This is a genomic window from Chitinophaga sp. CF418 (genome assembly GCF_900142925.1).
Classification (GTDB): Bacteria; Bacteroidota; Bacteroidia; order Chitinophagales; family Chitinophagaceae; genus Chitinophaga.
Genome location: NZ_FRCN01000006.1, coordinates 348,957 through 366,800 on the forward strand (window position 1 = coordinate 348,957; position 17,844 = coordinate 366,800).

Genomic DNA, 17,844 nt, shown 5'->3' on the forward strand with positions numbered 1-17,844 from the left:
ATGTTCCTCCGGCTACAGGAGAGGTCCTCCCCTCCCATTTTTAGCTATTTTTCCGTCTTCAGCACCTTTTCCTGCACTTGATCAATCCGTTCCTGCTGGTGGTCATTTGCGTTTTTCCACCCTTTCCATAGCTCCTTTCTTTGCAGTGATGTGTCAGTTGTAACAGCTTACACACAGGCTGACGGGTGAATGATTCCCTTTAAATCAATGAAATATGAAAAAACTATCTTTCCTCCTGTGCTGCATGCTCGTTCTAAAAACGGCTTCCGGGCAGATATCCGGAAGATTCGCTACGGCAACCGGCCAACCAATACCCTTTGCGAATGTAATACTGCTGAACGGAACAGATACCACGCTGGTAAAAGCGGCGCTGACTGACGAAAAGGGCGCTTATCTGATAGAGAACACGCCCTCCGGAAAATACATCCTTCGTTTTAGCAGTATGGGTTTTCAGACCTGGAACTCTCCTGTGTTTGAGCTGAGCTCCCAACAGAAAACAAGGGACTTTGGGTTACAGGTAGTCAGTGAAGGAGCGCAACAGTTGGGAGAAGTGGTTATACAGGCGGAAAAGCCATTGTTACAACAGCAGGCAGAAGGCATGGTGGTCAATGTGCAGAGCAGTCTGCTTACGAAAGGCAGTACCGCGCTTGCCATACTGGAAAGATCTCCCGGCGTTGTGATTGACTACAGGAACAATAGTATTGCCCTGAATGGGAAAGGTGGCGTGACCGTGATGCTGAATGGTAAGCTTATTCGCATGCCTATGGAGCAGCTGGTGAACCTGCTGAGCGGCATGAGTGCGGATGATATTGAGAAGATAGAACTGTTGAGCACTCCTTCCTCCAAATACGATGCAGAAGGAAGCGCAGGTATGATCAATATTGTGCTGAAAAAAGACAAACAGCAAGGTACCAACGGAACGCTATCAGTAACAGGCGGTTATGGCTACAGAGAAAAGGCCGCCGCCAGTATCAGCCTCTCGCACAATACAGCAAAAGTCAACACTTATGGCTCCTACAGCTACAACTTTAACCGCAGTTACAGTAATATCGATATCCTGAGTTACCAGGATATGCCGGTCTTTGGCGGTCGTATGGAAGTAAGTGGCGGGGATATTACCCGGCTGCGGCAATATAACCACGATATCACGCTGGGACTGGATGCAAAACCGAACACCAAAACCACCATTGGCGCCAACATAACGTACAACATCAGCCGGGCAACAACCGCCAATCTTCCGTCTGCGCGTTATCTCCTGTTGCCCGATTCATTGTTGACATTTGATGGCCGGATAGACAGGGTGAACAGCTGGTATAACCTCGTGTCGTCTGTATATCTTGAAAGGGAGATCAGTCCCAAATCAAAGATCAGTTTTGATTTGGATTACCTCTACTTTAAGAATTACAATCCATCTCAGGTATACAGCTCCTTTCTCACTGAAAGCGGTAAACAGGTCGACAACAATGACAGCCTCTTTTCGCCTTTCCAAAGAGGTTTTGGGAATACCCTCATACAGGTGGGCGTGATCAGGACTGACTACAGCAGGCAATTAAGCGATAAGATAAAACTGGAAACAGGTATCAAAGGAACATATACCGGTAGTAATACTTTATCCAGGATAGAGAGCTGGATTGACGGCCACTGGGTAAACAGAACAGAAACAATCAATGAAATGAAGATGAAAGAAGGGATTGGTGCGGCCTACGTTTCGGCCAATATAGCGATAACACCGTCTGTCAGTCTTACAGCGGGAACAAGATTTGAATATGCCCGTACCATTATGGAAGATGCAAGGACAGGGAAAAACACGGTAGACAGGAAATTAGCCACCCTATTCCCTAACATATTCCTGAGCAAAAAGCTGAGTGACCGCGCAGGGCTGCAATTGTCCTATACTAAAAGGATCACCAGACCTTCTTACAATGATCTGGCCTCTTTCATGGCTTATAGTGATCCTACTGCCATCTATGCGGGCAATCCCTTGCTGAAACCGACCATCACAAATAATATCAAGGTGGGATATAACTATGACGCTTATAGTTTCTCATTGCTTTTCAGCAGGGATGATCATCCCATTGCCCGTTACCAGTTAAGTGAAAGTCCTGCAGCCAATCTCCTGTATATTTCCCCGCAAAACCTGGTATATCAGAACAATATCACCTTTCAGGCTACCCTGCCATGGAAAGTAACTGACTGGTGGGACATGAGTTACAGCTTTACCGGCGGATTACGGCAATTCAAAGCTGACCATACCTTACAGCCTGTTACAAAGAGCTATTGGGGATATTCCCTCAACTTCACCGAATCGTTTAAACTACCACAGCATTTCTCTGCTGAATTGACAGGCTGGTATAACGCACCGTCTTACAACGGCACCATCAAGGTAGGCAGAATGGGCACAGTAAACGCTGGCATTAAAAAAGAACTGAAGAATAATGCGGGTAGTATTCAGCTGTCTGTCGCCGATATTTTTACGACGATGAATTTTAGTGTGTATTACGGGACCGTTACCGAAGAAGCATTTCAGATCAAAAACCATGTTAAGATCAATCTGGAGTCCGGTTTCTCCCCTATCTTCAAGCTTTCCTACTCAAGACCCTTTGGTACAGGCACTTTGAAGTCTTCCGGCAAGGAGGGGGGAGCAAAAGATGAAAAGGACAGGATCAGAAAGGATTAACCTCTCCCCTCCTGCCCTTTAGAACGGCTACATTCCTTTCTGGTCGCTATTCTTCACTGTTTTAAGGTCAGAAGGGGGAGTTATCTCTTTCTCTGCCACTGCTACGAACTCGATGCTGGTGGCTTTGAAACTCATTCTTTTGCTATCGAGCGCAAGCACGACGCCCTTATTGATAAATGCGCCTGCCGGGCTACCGGCTTTCAATGGCAGTTCTGTGGTATACCATATGGTGAGCGGACCATTCCTGGATTTAACGATCAGCTTCCTGCAATTATAGTCCAGGATTTTCTGTGTATCAGTACTTTCTGTTTCCTTGCCCTGGTCTTCATCCTTTTCAAACAATGATTTTTCTACCAACACCGGAGGGTTCTTTGCTTTGTCAACCCACCAGAGTGTTTTCTGGTCGATGTCTGCATATTTTTCGTTGCCATCTTCTGAAGAGACTTTGATACTTGTATTAACGCCATCCTGTTCATTTTGTATGTCGTCGTTGAAATAGGATTTCAGGCGTTGTCCATTATATTTCAGTTCGGCTTTCTCAACAACCGTTTCCGGTACCAGGTCTTTATACTGCATCTGGTCAGGCTTTAAAGAGGCATGAATGTGATATGTGATGTCATAATGGATCACGCCCTGAGTTTTGTCCTGTGCGAAGCTGTATTGCTGAAAGCAACTGATGCCTGCTGCGAGGATAAGTGTACGGAAGATGTGTTGCATGTTGGATTATTTAAGTGTTACTGATTATTCCTGGCAAAATGACGCAGCTTACAGATCAGACTAAGCATATAATAACGTCCCAGTACATTGTTCTGCCTATCTTCTGTGTACCCATTACGGACCAGCCGGTTGAAGCTTTTGTTCTGGTTCAGCAGGTCATGTCCTTCCAGCCGGAGTGAGAACTGCTTATTGATATCCCTGGCAAGGCCACCGCTCAGAAGCGCCACGGTATTGTTATATGCGCCACTCAGACCGGTGGTGGTATAACACTCAATGGCAGCATCTGCATTCAGTTTCCATGGTAAATTGGCCATGAGGTCCAGTCCATAGTTCAGGAACCAGTATTGCTGATTGGTGCCAGGATTCGCCTCACTGTGACGGTCATTCCAGCTGGCATTTCCCCTTAATGTCATGCTGAGGCTACTGATGGGGTAATAATTGAAGTTGAAATCGGGCGTAATACCCCATTGCCGGATCTTGTCGGCAATAGTATTGAAGTAACCGGGGTACCTGTTGTAAGACAGCTCTGTCCCCAAAGTCAGACTGGAACCATTCCCGGCGAAAGGAATAGATCTTTCTGCATGCAGACTTCCTGAGAAATAACCATTGGCGTTTACAGGAGAAATGATCTGTCTGCCTGCGCTGTCAATAATGTAATAATCAGTAAACTGGTTCCTGATCGCTGATATGCGCAGCTGAATATTGGTGAAAACATTACTGTAGATATTATTGCTCAGGTATGCCAGCGTCATATCGTGATTAACGGCCTGCCGCAAATCCGGATTGCCTTTTCTTATATAAAGCGGGTCGCTGATATCCTCCAGGGGACGTAACTGATTGAGCCCCGGCAAGACGGCGTTGCTATTATAGTTGAGCGTCAGCTGTTTTGATTTCGAAAAGCGGTACCGCGCATAGAGATGTGGCAGTAGTGTATTATAACTGCCACTGAGACGATAGGTTTTATAATCTGAATTCCCTTTCAGATGACTGTTCTCTACACTCAATCCCGCAGTGTAATTGAACTTCTTATAGCGACCAGCAAGCGCCACATCGGCAATATTCCTTGTGATCGTACTGTTATAGATATCGCTGTATCGGTTATCCAATTCATTATACTGTCCATCGGCATGGTTAATGTTGTATGCCAGCTGCTCATAGTCGCCATGGCTGATGTTAAACTGTTCCGTCAACCGCAGTGCAGTATGCCTTGAGAGTTGTTCTGTATAGATCAGGTTATTATTCATGGAATAATTGTCTGAGTGACCTGTCGTCTGCTGATTGATACTATCCCTGGTGCCCAGGTTATAGTATTCATTCCTGGCAATATTCAGCCCTTTGTTCTCCAGCCGGAGATATTCGGGAGTGACAGTGATCGAAAAGGTGCGACCAGGCCTGGCAAAGCGGTGGCGATACAGTATATCGGCGGTAGCATTCGTATTAGTGTTGTTGCCGTTCAATACCTGTTCTCCCTGGTTCAGCAGCAATGTATTATCAGCCGAATATGAACGATATCTCCGGTTGCTTTTGAGTAGTGATGTGTTGTGATTAACAGCAGGTGATATCTTTAAGGAATTATACTTATCCAGCCTGATATCAACAGCTGCATTACCCCGATGATTAATATTCTCCTGCAGTGAGATGCCATTTTGCAGATAGTTATAGGCAGTATCTGCCAGCAGGTAATGGCGGTCATAATTAAAACTGTTGCGGGAAGTAAAGCGGTTAAAGAAATAGCTGCTACGCAATTTGAGGACCTCGCCCCAATCGTTGTTGTAGTTTAAACCACCATACTGCGTATTATTGATCCCTGTGGGACGTGCCAGTTGTGTTTTTTCTGCAGGATCATCGCTATTGATACGTACCCCCTTCATTTTGCTCAGTTCTGCGATAGCAGTAGCGGGCAGATTGTTGAATAACTCCGGATTGGCGCTTAACATTCTTATCAGCTCGGAGGCAGAGAAGCCTGATTTATTGACGTTATTGGCTTTGAATAACAGGGACAGTTGTTGCTCACCGGCGAAACTGTTGATATTCAGCCCTCCGTCATACTTACCGCCGGACCCAATACCTGCGGAGATGTTGCCGAAGTATCCCTTTTTGCTGTTCTTCTTTGTAACGATATTGATGGTTTTGACCTTATCTCCATCATCAATACCAGTGAATTCCTCCTGGTCACTCATCTTATCCAGCACCTGTACCCTGGCTACCATATCCGCAGGCAGGTTCTTGGTAGCAATAGCCGGATCATTACCAAAGAATTCCTTTCCATCTACCAGCACCTTACCGACTTTCTCTCCCTGCGTCGTAATATTGCCACTCTGATCTACCTTTACACCTGGTAGCTTTCTTAGCAGGTCTTCCACTACAGCATTTTCCCTGGTTTTATAGTTTGCAGCGTTGTATTCTACAGTATCTCCCTTCATACGGATGGGAGGACGGCTTTCCACGACCACTTCTTTCAGATCGCGTATCCTGGGTTTACCCGTATCTGTCCGCAAAGTATCTTTTGTTTGTGCGAACAGGTTAGTGGTAAGTGATAAAAGAAAAGAAATAATAACGGTAAAAATTCGCATGGCCTCTATATTTTCAGACCATACAAAAGTAGCGGGCAGTATCACCGGACTACGTTAAAGAGTCCTGTTATATCCTTAATGAATGTTAATCCTGCATGTTTGTTAATATACCAGCTTGTAACCAAGTCCGCGTACATTGACCAGCTGTACAGACGGATCATGTTGCAGGTATTTACGGATCTTGCTGATATAAACGTCCATATTACGGGCATTGAAGAAATTATCGTCTCCCCATAACTCCAGCAGGATGTTCCTGCGATGGGTGGTCGCATTAGGGCGTTCTGCCAGCATTCTCAGCATATCAGCCTCCCGCAGGGAAAGGCGGATATCTTCCTTTTCATGCCGCAGTTCCTGCCTGTTATGATCAAAAGTATAGGTCCCTAATATATAGACGCCACTATTATTGGTTGTAGGGGCGGCAGGTGTATTAGCTAGTTGGGTGCGTTTCAGTAATGTCCTGATACGCAGGATCAGTTCCTCCAGGCTGAAAGGCTTTTTGATATAATCGTCCGCACCACTCTGCAGCCCTTTGATAACATCCTGTGTCTCACTTTTAGCCGTCAGGAAAATAACGGGGGTTTGTTCATCCACAGTGCGGATGTCCTTTACAAGCGAAATGCCGTCCTTTTTAGGCATCATAATATCTACTACACAGATCTCCGGCCGGAAAGACAAATATTGCTCCCAGCCCTGTGCACCATTTTCTGCATGACTGATATGAAAGCCATTTGCCTCCAGCGTTTCTTTGACAACACCTGCCAGTACTATTTCATCTTCAACCAGTAGCAGCTTGATCTTTTTCATATTTCGGTAATTGGAAAATAAAGGTAGTACCATTGCCGGGAATACTGCTGACGCTAATACTGCCATACAACTGATGCAGTAATGCTTTCACGTGACTGAGCCCCAGTCCGTATCCTTTTATATCATGCCGGTCTCCCTGCACGACCCGGTAAAACTTATCAAAGAGAAACGGGAAATGTTGTTTTTCAATGCCGTTCCCATTGTCTTTTACCGTAAAGCTGTAATGCCCTGTAAGTTCTTTTACACTCACCAGTATCTCTGTCCGCGACTTATCGTTGTACTTAACGGCATTATCGAGCAAGTTGGTCAGGATGGTATTAAAAGCGGTTATATCGGTCTGAAAATGCCCTTCCTGTATATCATACTGCTGCCTGATATTTACCCCCGGCAGATGGGAAAAGCGGATAACAGCATCATTCACCAACGTTTTAAGATCTGCCGGTGTTACAGACAGGGGCTGCTGTTCCTGCTCCTCCCGGGTCACCTGCATGATCTTATCGATCAGGTCCTGCAATTTGTCCAGTTCCGCCTTGGAATGACGGAGGTAGCGTGCTGTTTTATCCGGATCCTCTATCCCCCGGAAGGTGAGCAAAGCCTCATTAGTGGCCTTCAGGATAGATACAGGTGTCTTCAGTTCATGCGTCACATGGCTGATGAATTCCCGCTTCATGTTTTCAAGTTTTTCCTGTTGCAGGATGATACGCCACAATGTCCAGATACATCCAATGATCAGGAAAGCGATAAAAATGGAAAGGATAATGGCGCTACCCATTTTCTTCAGGAGATAGGTGTTAAGTCCGCCGAACTGTACTCCCATCATCTTTTTCGGGTTATTTATACCCGGGTAGATCATTACGGTAGGCCGGCTGATAGTAGTGTCGATTTCTTTGCCTATTAAGATCTTGAAAGACAGTGGAATATGCTTCCTGTCCAGTTCTCTGCGATAGTACTTATGCAGTGTATCGATATCCGGTGTTACATCTGTGAAAGATGAAAAGACAGTGGAAACGAAATGCGCCAGCGGAGACATGGTGTCGAATGACATATTGGTGTTCGCGATGGAGGTATCCAGGTGAATGTTTTCCGGGATGAACGTTTTCTGCCGTTCCTCTGTCGAGTCATAAACTATGAATGCCTTCGGGCCTGCCAGCAATGTATCTTCTGCTGAAGACTTGTTTACATCAATCGTAGCCTGCACTGAATATTTCTTTTCTGCAAGCTTACCTCCTGACTTTATTTTAGCGGTAATAATGATCGCATTGTCATACACATTATGGAATGCCTCGGTGGTAGTAGCCATAAAGGCCTCCTGCTGCGACTGGTAAGTCTGCCACAGCCAGTATGCCTGAAACAGCAATACTGCCAGCAATGCCGGTATAGCGATCCACCATATTCTTTTCCTAACCTTACCCATATTCCGGCAAATTTAACTTTCTAATATTTCCGGCTGCGGATTCTTTAACAATCATTAACGTTTGTTCACATTTGATTGTATCTTGCCGGCGCATAATAGACTTACATGATTATCGATACTTTAAAGAACGCGAACCTTTATTATGGTCTGGGGCCCAAATTCGTAAAAGCTTTTGAATATCTGCAGCAGACAGACTTTTCCAAAGTAGAGAAGGGCAAATATGAAATTGATGGCACGGCTATCATTGCCATTGTAAACGAATATGATACCATCCCTACGGAAGGCGAGCAAATGGAGTCTCACAGGAAATATATCGACGTACAATATATCGTAAGTGGAGAGGAACTGATAGGGCACGATTTCCTGAAACAACAGACGCCATCAAAAGCCTATGATGACACAGCGGATTTTATGTTATTCGGAGAAACGCCTGCATTCTTTTCAAAGCTGGAGCAAGGTATGTTTGCCATCTTCTTCCCGACAGACCTGCACATGCCGAACATCAAAGTGAAAGAGCCGGTTCCGGTAAAAAAGGTGGTGATGAAGATCAGCGTACAATAAACCCGGATTGACACTGTACAAACTGTCCGCTTTTTACTACTAGATGAACATCGCTGATTTAAAGAATGGCGTCTATATCGTTACCATCAAATCTGATTTGTCTGCCGTTCCGGTAAGCCAAAAGCTGATAGTGACCAGGTAAAATATGCCCTTGCTACATTCTATTGAGGGTCCTTAGCAGATGCTGCCTCCCCAAGAAGGAGGCAGCATCAGTTTTTATATCATGATCACCTTCCGGCAAATTATGCTATTCCCTGATAGTACTCTTATCACTCAGCGCAAGCCTCGCTATTTCGTCCTTCCTCTTAAACACCACACCTTTATGCTTCTGCATATAAGTGAACAACTCACTAGCGGCTCTTACCATCTGCGGAGATCCCCCGATACGGTCATGGAAACTGACAGACATCATTCTTCTCCTATGGGCTGATTCCTCATATAACTGGTCAAATTCCATCTTCACCTGTTGCAGGAACTGGTCTGTAGAGTACCACTGACCGGAGATCAGTACGATATCATTATTCCGGAGTGTATAAGGCACGACCACAAAGTCTTTGTTATTTACCTGGATAATAAAAGGCTCATCCCTGCTGAGATCATCGATATGATACGTGAACCCTAGTTCCTGTAGTATTTTCAGCGTGTTCTCCCCCCTGCGTAGCCAGTTGGCGTTGTAGCCCCTGGGGGTAACGCCTGTTACCTGTTCAACCGCTTTCACACCGTCGAGAATGAACTTTTTCTCCTCTTCATAGGACATGGTATACTGTGTAGCCCAGTCTCTGCCATGTGCGGCGGCTTCATGTCCACGTTGTACGATCTCTTTGGCCAGTGCGGGATGCTTTAATACGGCAGAACCGACCATATGTGAAGTTACCTTGATGCCAAGCTTATCCCAGTTATCGAGCATACGGGGAATACCTTCTTTGTAGCCGTATTGGTACCATGTTTCTGCGGGCAGGTCTTTATAACCTTTGGCCATATTCTGCGGGAAAGGGCTTTCTGCATTTTCCGGTTGTCCTCCGGCCTCAAATTGCATGGATACGCTCACCACAAGCCGGGAGCCATCAGCCCAGGAAGATACTGGCTTTGTTTGTCTGGCAGGACTAGCCGTCAGGGCAGACGGTCCTACCATACCGGCCATACTTAGCAGACCGGCTGTTTTGAGAAATTCTTTTCTGGTAGTCATATGTTATTTCTTAAGGAGATTATCCAGTGCGTAACTATTGTATGTGATATAGCTCAAAGCCAGCGCAAAAAAGGCAGCATGGATCAGTTGAGAGACAAGCGCCTCCCAGTTCTCGATCAGGGTGGTGCCCAATATCAGCAGTATCATAACAATACTTCCGGCGATCAGGGACTGCCTGGTAAATAATCCTATGATAAGCAGCAGCCCTATGAGAAATTCTGCGATAGGAAGCACATAACTGAAAGGCATTACAAGAGAAGTTGGCAGCATAGAGTTTTCAAAGCTTTTAACCATCCAGCCACTGAACTTGTCAAGTTTAGGTAATCTTACCAGTCCATGTCCGAACATACTGGCGCCAATGGCTAAACGCAGGATTAAAAAGCTAACTGTGTTGTTGATCATTTTGTGTGTATTTAACTGTTTGACAGGGCAAATTTCGGTCGGGCAACTATCTTCCTGCTTGTATGATCGGGGGATAATTCTGTACTTTTTCGGGATGCCTGGATAAAAAATTATCTATTCATATAAAAAATAATATTATTTTGGCTGCTGTGTTTAATGTTGTTAGCTCATGCGATTTATAAAGCAAACCAGGCTTTTCTTTAGAGAGGGGAATTCGGACAAGACCTATGAGATTGATTTATGTGAAGTTGGCCCCGGACAATATGTAGTAAACTTCCGCTATGGTAAGCGGGGGGCTGCATTAAAAGAAGGTAGTAAAACAGTGTCCCCGGTAGACCTGCCGGCAGCCACCGCCATCTATGATGCACTTGAAAAGGAAAAACGCTCCAAGGGATATTCCGCCGAACAGGATGCGGGACCGGTAGCAGAATTTGTTGCTCCAGATACCACACAGGTACAGGACCCTGCTCACCTGGCTATTCTCAGTCGCCTGGAATATGCCCTGAAAAGACATTCCAAATTCAAAACAGCATGGAAAGCTTCCCGGGTTATCTGGAAAGCCGGCGAATACCGTATCAGGGAAGCGGCTCCCATTATCGCCAAACTGATAGAGCGGGAAGATGCCATGCAGCGTTATTCCTCACTGTGGGCCTTAGGCCGTTGTGGCAGCGAAAGCGATATCCCAACGCTGAAAGCCTATGCGGAAAACAGCACCTATCCTTATTACCTGCGCCAGATGGCTACCCATGCCATGTTACTGTTACTGCCTGAAGAGGGCCGTAAGAGTTATATTGAGCAATTCGAAAAGGGATTGCCGCCGGAATTCCAGGAAGCAATAAAATCGGGCAGTAAACAGGAGCTGGGTAAGCTGCTGGAAGAAAGGGTTAAACTGCTGTCGCAGCCCTCCTATCCTTTACTCGAAGAACTTTATATAGTAAGTACTACGAACCCCTTTGTACGGGAAGTATTGTTGAAGTTCCTGGCTACATTACCGTTCAAAGTCAATTTCTTCCAGCATATCCGTCACCTGTTCAAACAGGCTGAAATAAGGGATGATCATGAGCTGATAGGCATGCTGGCAGAACGCTTTGAAAGGGAACAGCACAATCCGGGCGATGGCACTTATTCCAGCAGAAAAAGGCCATATCCTAAAAAGACCCGTGCCTACCTGCGTCGCCGTATACTGAGAAGATTGAAGCAGATGGGTAAACAGCATGATCTTCACTATGTAAGGTTCTCCACAGCCATGCTGCTGCAATACGATGCAGCAAAGCATAAAGGGCCTCTTACGCAGGCATGGCGTAATGCGCCCTATGATAGTATCTACAGTCCCGCCACTGCCTATTACCCTTCTAATGCAAAGGCAGTATTGCTGAACTACATCCTGCAGGGTAATAATAAGAAGCTGGAGCTGATATCTGAGGGTACTTTGTGGTATATTAAACAAGACCGTTCTGGTACATCTAATCAGCAATCTGACCCTCAGCCGAATAAAGGAGAAAGCCTGCTGAAAAAAGTAGCTTCTTTATTCCGCGGCGGCCGTAAGCAGACTGATATACAACCATCTATTTCATCTGAACAGGTAGTTAAGACCATCGACAGTGAAGTGCCTTTCCTGCACCTCTGGCAACAACTGCCACAGGCATTTATTCAATTGCTGATAAAAGGAAAACTGGACGAGATCCACGACTTTGCGCTCCATCAGTTATTACAACATCCTGACTATGAGTCCCTGAAGGAAAAGATGGATAGTCACGTAATCCGTGCATTACTGGGCAATCCTTTCCGCCTGCCGCAGGAATTTGGTCTGCAACTGGCACGGGAGAAATTCGATATCAATAATCCTTCCCTGCCCATCATACTGGCCTTACTATACAGCACTTCAACGGAAGCACGTGAACAGGGTCTTGAATGGACCGCAGCAAGGCCTGACCTTTGCCTGGCGGATGTCGACTTCCTCCGTGAACTGATCTTCTGTCCGCATGAAGACGTACGTACCTTTGCACGGCTACAGCTGGCGCAGTTCAAACCTGCGGAAGATAAAGCCAGGCTGCTGGTAGGTAAAATGATCGCTCACCTGCTTTCAATGAAGGAGGCAGATGATAAGCTCAATGATACGCTGACAGACGGTTGCCGCATCCTCGAACAATATTTCGGTGCAGCCTTGATACAGCTCGACTTCCAGGTCATCGAAGACCTGCTGAAAAGTGAAGTGCCGGCAGCTCAGACATTGGCTGCCCGTTTATTACTGCTGAAAAAACAACAATTTAAGCTCGATCATATCACAGACAGCCTGTTGCACAGTTTACTGGAACATCCTTATCAGCCGGTGAGAACTGCAGGTATCGACGTTATATCTGCCATCAGTGATGCTGAACTTGTGAAACGGCATGGGCTTTTATTTTTCTGTTGCAGCGCTTCTTATACCGATGTGAGGAACGCGGTCAGACCATTGCTGAAGCGCCTCACAGAACAGTATTCCGAACTGGCTGTATGGCTGGTGAATGAGCTGGTGCCATTACTGATGCGTAAAGAAACATCCGAAGGACTTCATGCCGATCTTGCCACATTGTTGAGCAATGAGCTGGTAGGTCACCTGCAGGATATCGATCAGGCAACCGCCTTACGTTTATTATATTCCAATTACCGTCCTGCCCAGGCATTCGGTGTGCTGGTGCTGGAAAAATATATCCCTGCAGAAAGCCTCACCATCAAACAGGTCGTTGCTGCTGGTAACCATGAATTACAGGCAGTGAGGGAATGGTGCCACCGTTTCTTCCAACAGCATGTAACACGCATCCGCGAGGAAAGAGATGCGGCCGTTGCTTTGCTGGACGCCACCTGGGAAGATACACGCACTTTTGCAGCAGAATACTTCCGTACGCAATTCGAAGCAGCCGATTGGTCAGCGGAAGCGCTGGTGGCAATAGCTGATAGTGTCAACCCTACCGTACAAGCCTTCGGGCGGGAACTGCTTACCCGTTTCTTCCGTGAAGAAGATGGCGCCGTTTACCTGATGAAACTCAGCCAGCATCCCGGTGTGGCTATGCAGTTGTTTGCTACAAACTACCTGGAGACCTATGGCGCAGGCAACCTTTCTTATCTGAAAGAACTGGAACACTATTTCAGGTCTGTATTGTCAAGAGTGAATAAAGCCCGTGTAGCCAAAGAGAGGATATTTAATTTCCTGGAGAAAGAAGCGCTGCAATCAAGGGAAGCCGCCGCCTATATCGGAGATATCATTACGGATATATCCGCCACGGTAGCTATCGGCGATAAAGCCCGCTGTATTTCGCTGATGCGTAATATCCATCAGTCATATCCTGACCTGTCATTGCCGGTACGATTTACCGATTTTCCCGTGAAACAATCTTAAACCCTGGAAAATGTTATTTAACTACAGATATAGCGGACAAACCGAGGTTTACAGCAATGCAACATCAGCTGGAATATCATTTGCCCCTGATACACGCCGGGAGCCTACATTTTTTAATGGCAAACTGCGTAAGAAGATCGCCTTCCGTGAAGCTATTTCGGCTTTGCACGATGTGGTGGTATCCGACCTTCGTTTCAAACCCAAAGACAAAACTGCCTATAAAGAATGGGCCGCTCAGCAGGAATCTGTCTGGCTGGCCGAATACATGGGCCAGTACAATGTAGATGCGGCCAATGAGCGCATCAATGCCATGAACCAGGAACTACGCAACATTTACCTGGAGAAGGAAAAAGTGATGGCCCCCTACTATAAAGCCCGTAAGTCCTACTTCGATTATCTGTACCAGAAAGACAGGGACGCATGGTTTGTGCTCGATCCCGTTATCAGCGTACATCCGGATGAGATATTCTTCGAATGTTTCAGCCAGGACGAATCGGCCTATGGTAAGCTGAGCGCCAGCTACAACGTATTCAAAGAGGTGAACGAATTCCAGTGTGGCACTACCAACATTGATTATTCTGCCGCATTATATAATGAATTCCAGAAGATCCGCGACTACAAGGAAACCACTTTCTCCGTTGATCCTGCCGGCTTCTCCGTGCAGACCACAAAGGAAGAGATGTTCCGTGAAGTAAAGATAGACCTTCCCGATAGCTGGGTACGCGGGTTCCTGCAGGTAAGTTCTGCCATGACATTGCCTGCCGCCAGCTTCGATCTCCATCCTATGGATGTCTACAACTTCTGTAGCTGGCTGCGGAGGTTCAAAGAGAAAAAAGGTCCCCGTTCCATCCGTTTCGTACTGGATCCCGGTAAACCTGTAAAGGCAGTATTTGAGCCCTGGAATAAAGAGATCATTTGTGCACGTTCTATATACACCGGTGCACAGCGCAGGGAGATCCGCATATGGGGCCGCAGGCGACTGCTCATCCTTGAACGCCTTATCCCTGTAGCGAAGAAATTCACCGTACACCTTACCGGCAGCGGTTTGCCATCCTTCTATATAGCCGATCTGGGCGATATGCAGTTTACACTGGGCCTCTCCGGATGGACAGCGAACGACTGGTCACGCGCCGGTCAGTTTGATCTGATGGCGCCAAGAGCAGCGGTAGAAGATGCCACTAAACTCCGCGTGTTCAGCGAACTGCAACAGATGTGGATGGGAAAACCGGAAGAGATCTCTGCAAAAACGGGTGTGTCTGTTCCTGAAGTACTGGCTACATTGGGTATCTATACCCAGGCGGGAAAAGTGATCTATGACCTGCATACCGGCTATTACCGTTTACGTGAACTGAGCAGGGACCCTTTGCCGCTGGACCAGCTAAGGTTCTCTAATCCTAAAGAAGCATCGGCTACACGACTGATAAAGGAAGGCAAGATCTCCATCTCAGCACAGCAGGTGCCATCAGTAGGATTACAGGTGGAGGGACAGCTCACTGCAGAGCGGCGCACGTACCATCCTGTTATTGTAATAGATAACGATGAACGCATGAGCACAGGGCATTGTGACTGTTATGATTACATCACGAACAAGCTATATAAAGGCCCTTGTGAACATATGCTGGCACTACGTATGGCGTATGAACAGAATAAAACTAACAATAACGCATAAGCAGAAAAGGAAGATGAGGAGATAAAAGAAATGAAAGAAAAAAATGCAATATGTATTTGTACTTTCAATAATTGTCTCTATCTTTCGCATCAGAAAAAAGATCTTTGTAAAGAGGAATTGATTGCACTTGCGCCTGGTTTCAGGAAGAGTGATGTTTCGTCACTCAGGTAACATGACATTTTCATGCTTCACTAAATGCAATCTTTACTTTGGGAGGGGCGTACCTAGTGGTATTTCACGGTACAAGCCCCGGGGGCTTAAAATACCACTAGGTACGCCCCTCCCTGGAGTTGATTGATTTAGTCAATGGCTTGCACGAAGGCCTCATTCCTCTTTACATTGTTTTTCTGTTGACCCTCATCTCCCCTTTTCTTCTTTTCCGCTTATTACATCAACGAATTATCTTTTATCAGCAATAAACCGTCTGAAAGATTATGGCAGAAGGATTGACGCGTCAGCAATTATATGACCGTATCAGAGCATCCACCAAAGATGAAGTCATCCTGGAAGAAATGACCCGCCTTGGTTTCTGGCAAAAAAATACGATTAAACCCTCCCCTTCGGAGGCCCTGATCCACAGGGAGGCCGACTTACACAGAGAACTCAACAAGTTACTGGAGGAGAAGCGCCGTTACCAGAACCGGGAAAAGATGCTGCTCGAAATGCGTAAGCAACGTATGGCAGCAGCAAAAGCGAAAAGAGCAGAGACAAAACTGCGCGCTGAAGAAAAGCGTAAGGAGAAAGCTGCTCAATGGGCTGAACAGAAAGAGAAGACCATTGTCTACCTGGGAGAAGAGGTATCCGAAGGATTAAATAAAACTGTTTCCGATACAGCACGTCTCACAGCAGCAGGTTTACCTGTTTACCACGACGGCGTTGCGCTGGCTGCCGCAATGGGCGTCAGCATCGGCAAATTACGCTTCCTGGCCTTTAACAGGAAAGTAGGTCATATCACACACTACAAGCGGTTCTATATACCCAAAAAGTCCGGCGGTAAACGCCTGATCTCCGCTCCAATGCCACAGCTGAAAGCGGCGCAATACTGGATACTGGAAAACATCCTGTATAAAGTACCAAACAGCAATGCAGCACATGGCTTTGTGCCGGGAAGATCCATCGTAACCAATGCAGTACATCACGTGGCACAGGATATCGTCATTAATATCGACCTGCGCGACTTCTTCCCTACTATTGAATACAAACGCGTGAAAGGGATGTTCTGCAAACTGGGTTACAGTGAACAGGTGGCCACTATACTGGCCCTGTTATGTACAGAACCGGAAGTTGACCAGGTAGCGCTTGACGGAAAGGACTATTATGTAGCCAATACCAGCCGTCATCTGCCTCAGGGCGCTCCCTGCAGTCCGGCTATTACCAACATTATCTGCTTCCGCCTGGATCGTCGTTTTGAAGGCCTTGCCGCCAGATTCAATTACACTTATAGCCGCTACGCGGATGATATGACCTTTTCTGCCAAAGAAGCCGCTGCTGACGATGCAGGAAAACTGATATGGAGTGTAAAACAAGTGGTAAAGGAAGAAGGCTTCGTTATCCATCCTGATAAGCTAAAAGTGATGCGGAAAGGCGATAAAAGAGAAGTAACCGGTATTGTGGTAAATGATAAGTTAAGCCTGGACAGGGAAACACTCCGTAAGTTCAGGGCCCTGCTGCATCAGATATCTGTATCCGGATTAGCAGGTAAACAATGGGGCAAGGGCAATATCGTCAGCAGTGTGGAAGGTTATATCAACTATGTACTGATGGTAAAACCTGAAACCGGTAAGCAACTGAAAGATAAATGGCGCTTATTGCTGAACCGGGATGATATCAAAGGGCAGGCCCGTGCATCTGCAACACAATCTAACGTGCCTCCTCCATCTTCCGGTAAAGAAAATAATACCAATAATGAAGGCGATAAACCCTGGTGGGATGTCGTATAATAGGTAATAACAACTAAAAGCCCCGTATACAGCAAGTATACGGGGCTTTCTTTATAAATAGAGGATTAGTAAATCTCTGATGATAAAATTAAGCATTTTTATTGATTAAATGGATGCATATCGATCACCGTATCATTTCTGTAGTAAGTACCTAGTTGCCGCTGGCCTTTTTCGTTATAGGTGATCGTCGGTCCGTCTTTCTTATCACGCTTGTAAAATTGCACCGCGGCTACCTGCCGGTTGTAGTTAAAGACCTTCACATAGGAAAGCGATGTATCTTTCTTATGCGTATAGACCTCCGTCTTAAAATAAACCCCTCCCTGTCCCTGTAATGTTTCTGTAAGTTTATAATCTGCCGTATCTGCCAGTGCATATGGATCTCTGGCGGCGGGGCTTGCAGACTGCTTACAGGCATAGCAGCTGCATAAAGCAGCAATGGTAATGGATAAGTAGTATCTCATATTGTGGTATTATCGCAGCAATCTATTTAGTTTTTCTGAAAATGACATCCATAGGAAGAGAAAT

The 17,844-nt window shown here is 46.2% G+C and carries 12 protein-coding genes; 5 read left to right on the forward strand and 7 right to left on the reverse strand.

The genetic code is table 11. The features are described from left to right. Positions 1 to 214 precede the first annotated feature (214 nt). On the forward strand, positions 215 to 2,677 hold the full coding sequence (locus F3I09_RS15530) for a TonB-dependent receptor domain-containing protein (RefSeq protein WP_149695951.1): 2,463 nt from the start codon (positions 215 to 217) through the stop codon (positions 2,675 to 2,677). Positions 2,678 to 2,704: 27 nt separating this feature from the next. On the opposite strand, the gene F3I09_RS15535 is transcribed toward F3I09_RS15530, so the two are convergent. From F3I09_RS15535 to F3I09_RS15550, 4 genes are all read right to left on the reverse strand, one after another. Then, positions 2,705 to 3,394, reverse strand: a complete 690-nt coding sequence (locus F3I09_RS15535; protein ID WP_149695952.1) for a hypothetical protein — start codon at positions 3,392 to 3,394, stop codon at positions 2,705 to 2,707. Positions 3,395 to 3,411: 17 nt separating this feature from the next. Beyond that, entirely contained in the window at positions 3,412 to 5,967 is a 2,556-nt protein-coding gene (locus F3I09_RS15540) for an outer membrane beta-barrel protein (RefSeq protein WP_149695953.1), read from the reverse strand. A gap of 102 nt (positions 5,968 to 6,069) precedes the next feature. Continuing rightward, positions 6,070 to 6,771 (reverse strand): response regulator transcription factor, encoded by a 702-nt coding sequence (locus F3I09_RS15545; RefSeq protein WP_149695954.1) that lies wholly within the window; start codon positions 6,769 to 6,771, stop codon positions 6,070 to 6,072. Further along, positions 6,743 to 8,185, reverse strand: coding sequence for a cell wall metabolism sensor histidine kinase WalK (locus F3I09_RS15550; protein ID WP_149695955.1), 1,443 nt, complete (start codon positions 8,183 to 8,185; stop codon positions 6,743 to 6,745). The genes F3I09_RS15545 and F3I09_RS15550 overlap by 29 nt, the downstream gene beginning before the upstream one ends. A gap of 105 nt (positions 8,186 to 8,290) precedes the next feature. On the opposite strand from F3I09_RS15550, the gene F3I09_RS15555 reads away from it, so the two are divergent. Beyond that, the gene (locus tag F3I09_RS15555) at positions 8,291 to 8,746 is read left to right on the forward strand and encodes a YhcH/YjgK/YiaL family protein (RefSeq protein ID WP_149695956.1); all 456 of its coding nucleotides are present in this window, start codon (positions 8,291 to 8,293) and stop codon (positions 8,744 to 8,746) included. A 247-nt stretch (positions 8,747 to 8,993) separates the two neighbouring features. Here F3I09_RS15555 and F3I09_RS15560 read toward each other — a convergent pair whose 3' ends face one another. Together F3I09_RS15560 and F3I09_RS15565 are read right to left on the reverse strand one after the other, a co-directional pair. Then, positions 8,994 to 9,932, reverse strand: coding sequence for a polysaccharide deacetylase family protein (locus F3I09_RS15560; protein WP_149695957.1), 939 nt, complete (start codon positions 9,930 to 9,932; stop codon positions 8,994 to 8,996). Positions 9,933 to 9,935: 3 nt separating this feature from the next. After that, entirely contained in the window at positions 9,936 to 10,334 is a 399-nt protein-coding gene (locus F3I09_RS15565; RefSeq protein ID WP_149695958.1) for a DoxX family membrane protein, read from the reverse strand. Positions 10,335 to 10,503: 169 nt separating this feature from the next. On the opposite strand from F3I09_RS15565, the gene F3I09_RS15570 reads away from it, so the two are divergent. The 3 genes from F3I09_RS15570 (at position 10,504) to F3I09_RS15580 (ending at position 17,319) form a co-directional block, all read left to right on the forward strand. After that, positions 10,504 to 13,710 (forward strand): HEAT repeat domain-containing protein, encoded by a 3,207-nt coding sequence (locus F3I09_RS15570; protein ID WP_149695959.1) that lies wholly within the window; start codon positions 10,504 to 10,506, stop codon positions 13,708 to 13,710. Between the two features lie 10 nt (positions 13,711 to 13,720). Continuing rightward, on the forward strand, positions 13,721 to 15,379 hold the full coding sequence (locus F3I09_RS15575) for an SWIM zinc finger family protein (protein WP_149695960.1): 1,659 nt from the start codon (positions 13,721 to 13,723) through the stop codon (positions 15,377 to 15,379). Between the two features lie 434 nt (positions 15,380 to 15,813). Continuing rightward, positions 15,814 to 17,319 (forward strand): reverse transcriptase family protein, encoded by a 1,506-nt coding sequence (locus F3I09_RS15580; RefSeq protein WP_149695961.1) that lies wholly within the window; start codon positions 15,814 to 15,816, stop codon positions 17,317 to 17,319. A gap of 98 nt (positions 17,320 to 17,417) precedes the next feature. On the opposite strand, the gene F3I09_RS15585 is transcribed toward F3I09_RS15580, so the two are convergent. Next, entirely contained in the window at positions 17,418 to 17,780 is a 363-nt protein-coding gene (locus F3I09_RS15585; RefSeq protein WP_149695962.1) for a hypothetical protein, read from the reverse strand. Positions 17,781 to 17,844 lie beyond the last annotated feature (64 nt).

Excerpts from the sequence above, each read along its gene's own strand:
- F3I09_RS15530 (WP_149695951.1), top strand. The coding sequence starts at position 215 with ATGAAAAAACTATCTTTCCTCCTGTGCTGCATGCTCGTTCTAAAAACG.
- F3I09_RS15535 (WP_149695952.1), bottom strand. The coding sequence starts at position 3,394 with ATGCAACACATCTTCCGTACACTTATCCTCGCAGCAGGCATCAGTTGC.
- F3I09_RS15540 (WP_149695953.1), bottom strand. The coding sequence starts at position 5,967 with ATGCGAATTTTTACCGTTATTATTTCTTTTCTTTTATCACTTACCACT.
- F3I09_RS15545 (WP_149695954.1), bottom strand. The coding sequence starts at position 6,771 with ATGAAAAAGATCAAGCTGCTACTGGTTGAAGATGAAATAGTACTGGCA.
- F3I09_RS15550 (WP_149695955.1), bottom strand. The coding sequence starts at position 8,185 with ATGGGTAAGGTTAGGAAAAGAATATGGTGGATCGCTATACCGGCATTG.
- F3I09_RS15555 (WP_149695956.1), top strand. The coding sequence starts at position 8,291 with ATGATTATCGATACTTTAAAGAACGCGAACCTTTATTATGGTCTGGGG.
- F3I09_RS15560 (WP_149695957.1), bottom strand. The coding sequence starts at position 9,932 with ATGACTACCAGAAAAGAATTTCTCAAAACAGCCGGTCTGCTAAGTATG.
- F3I09_RS15565 (WP_149695958.1), bottom strand. The coding sequence starts at position 10,334 with ATGATCAACAACACAGTTAGCTTTTTAATCCTGCGTTTAGCCATTGGC.
- F3I09_RS15570 (WP_149695959.1), top strand. The coding sequence starts at position 10,504 with ATGCGATTTATAAAGCAAACCAGGCTTTTCTTTAGAGAGGGGAATTCG.
- F3I09_RS15575 (WP_149695960.1), top strand. The coding sequence starts at position 13,721 with ATGTTATTTAACTACAGATATAGCGGACAAACCGAGGTTTACAGCAAT.
- F3I09_RS15580 (WP_149695961.1), top strand. The coding sequence starts at position 15,814 with ATGGCAGAAGGATTGACGCGTCAGCAATTATATGACCGTATCAGAGCA.
- F3I09_RS15585 (WP_149695962.1), bottom strand. The coding sequence starts at position 17,780 with ATGAGATACTACTTATCCATTACCATTGCTGCTTTATGCAGCTGCTAT.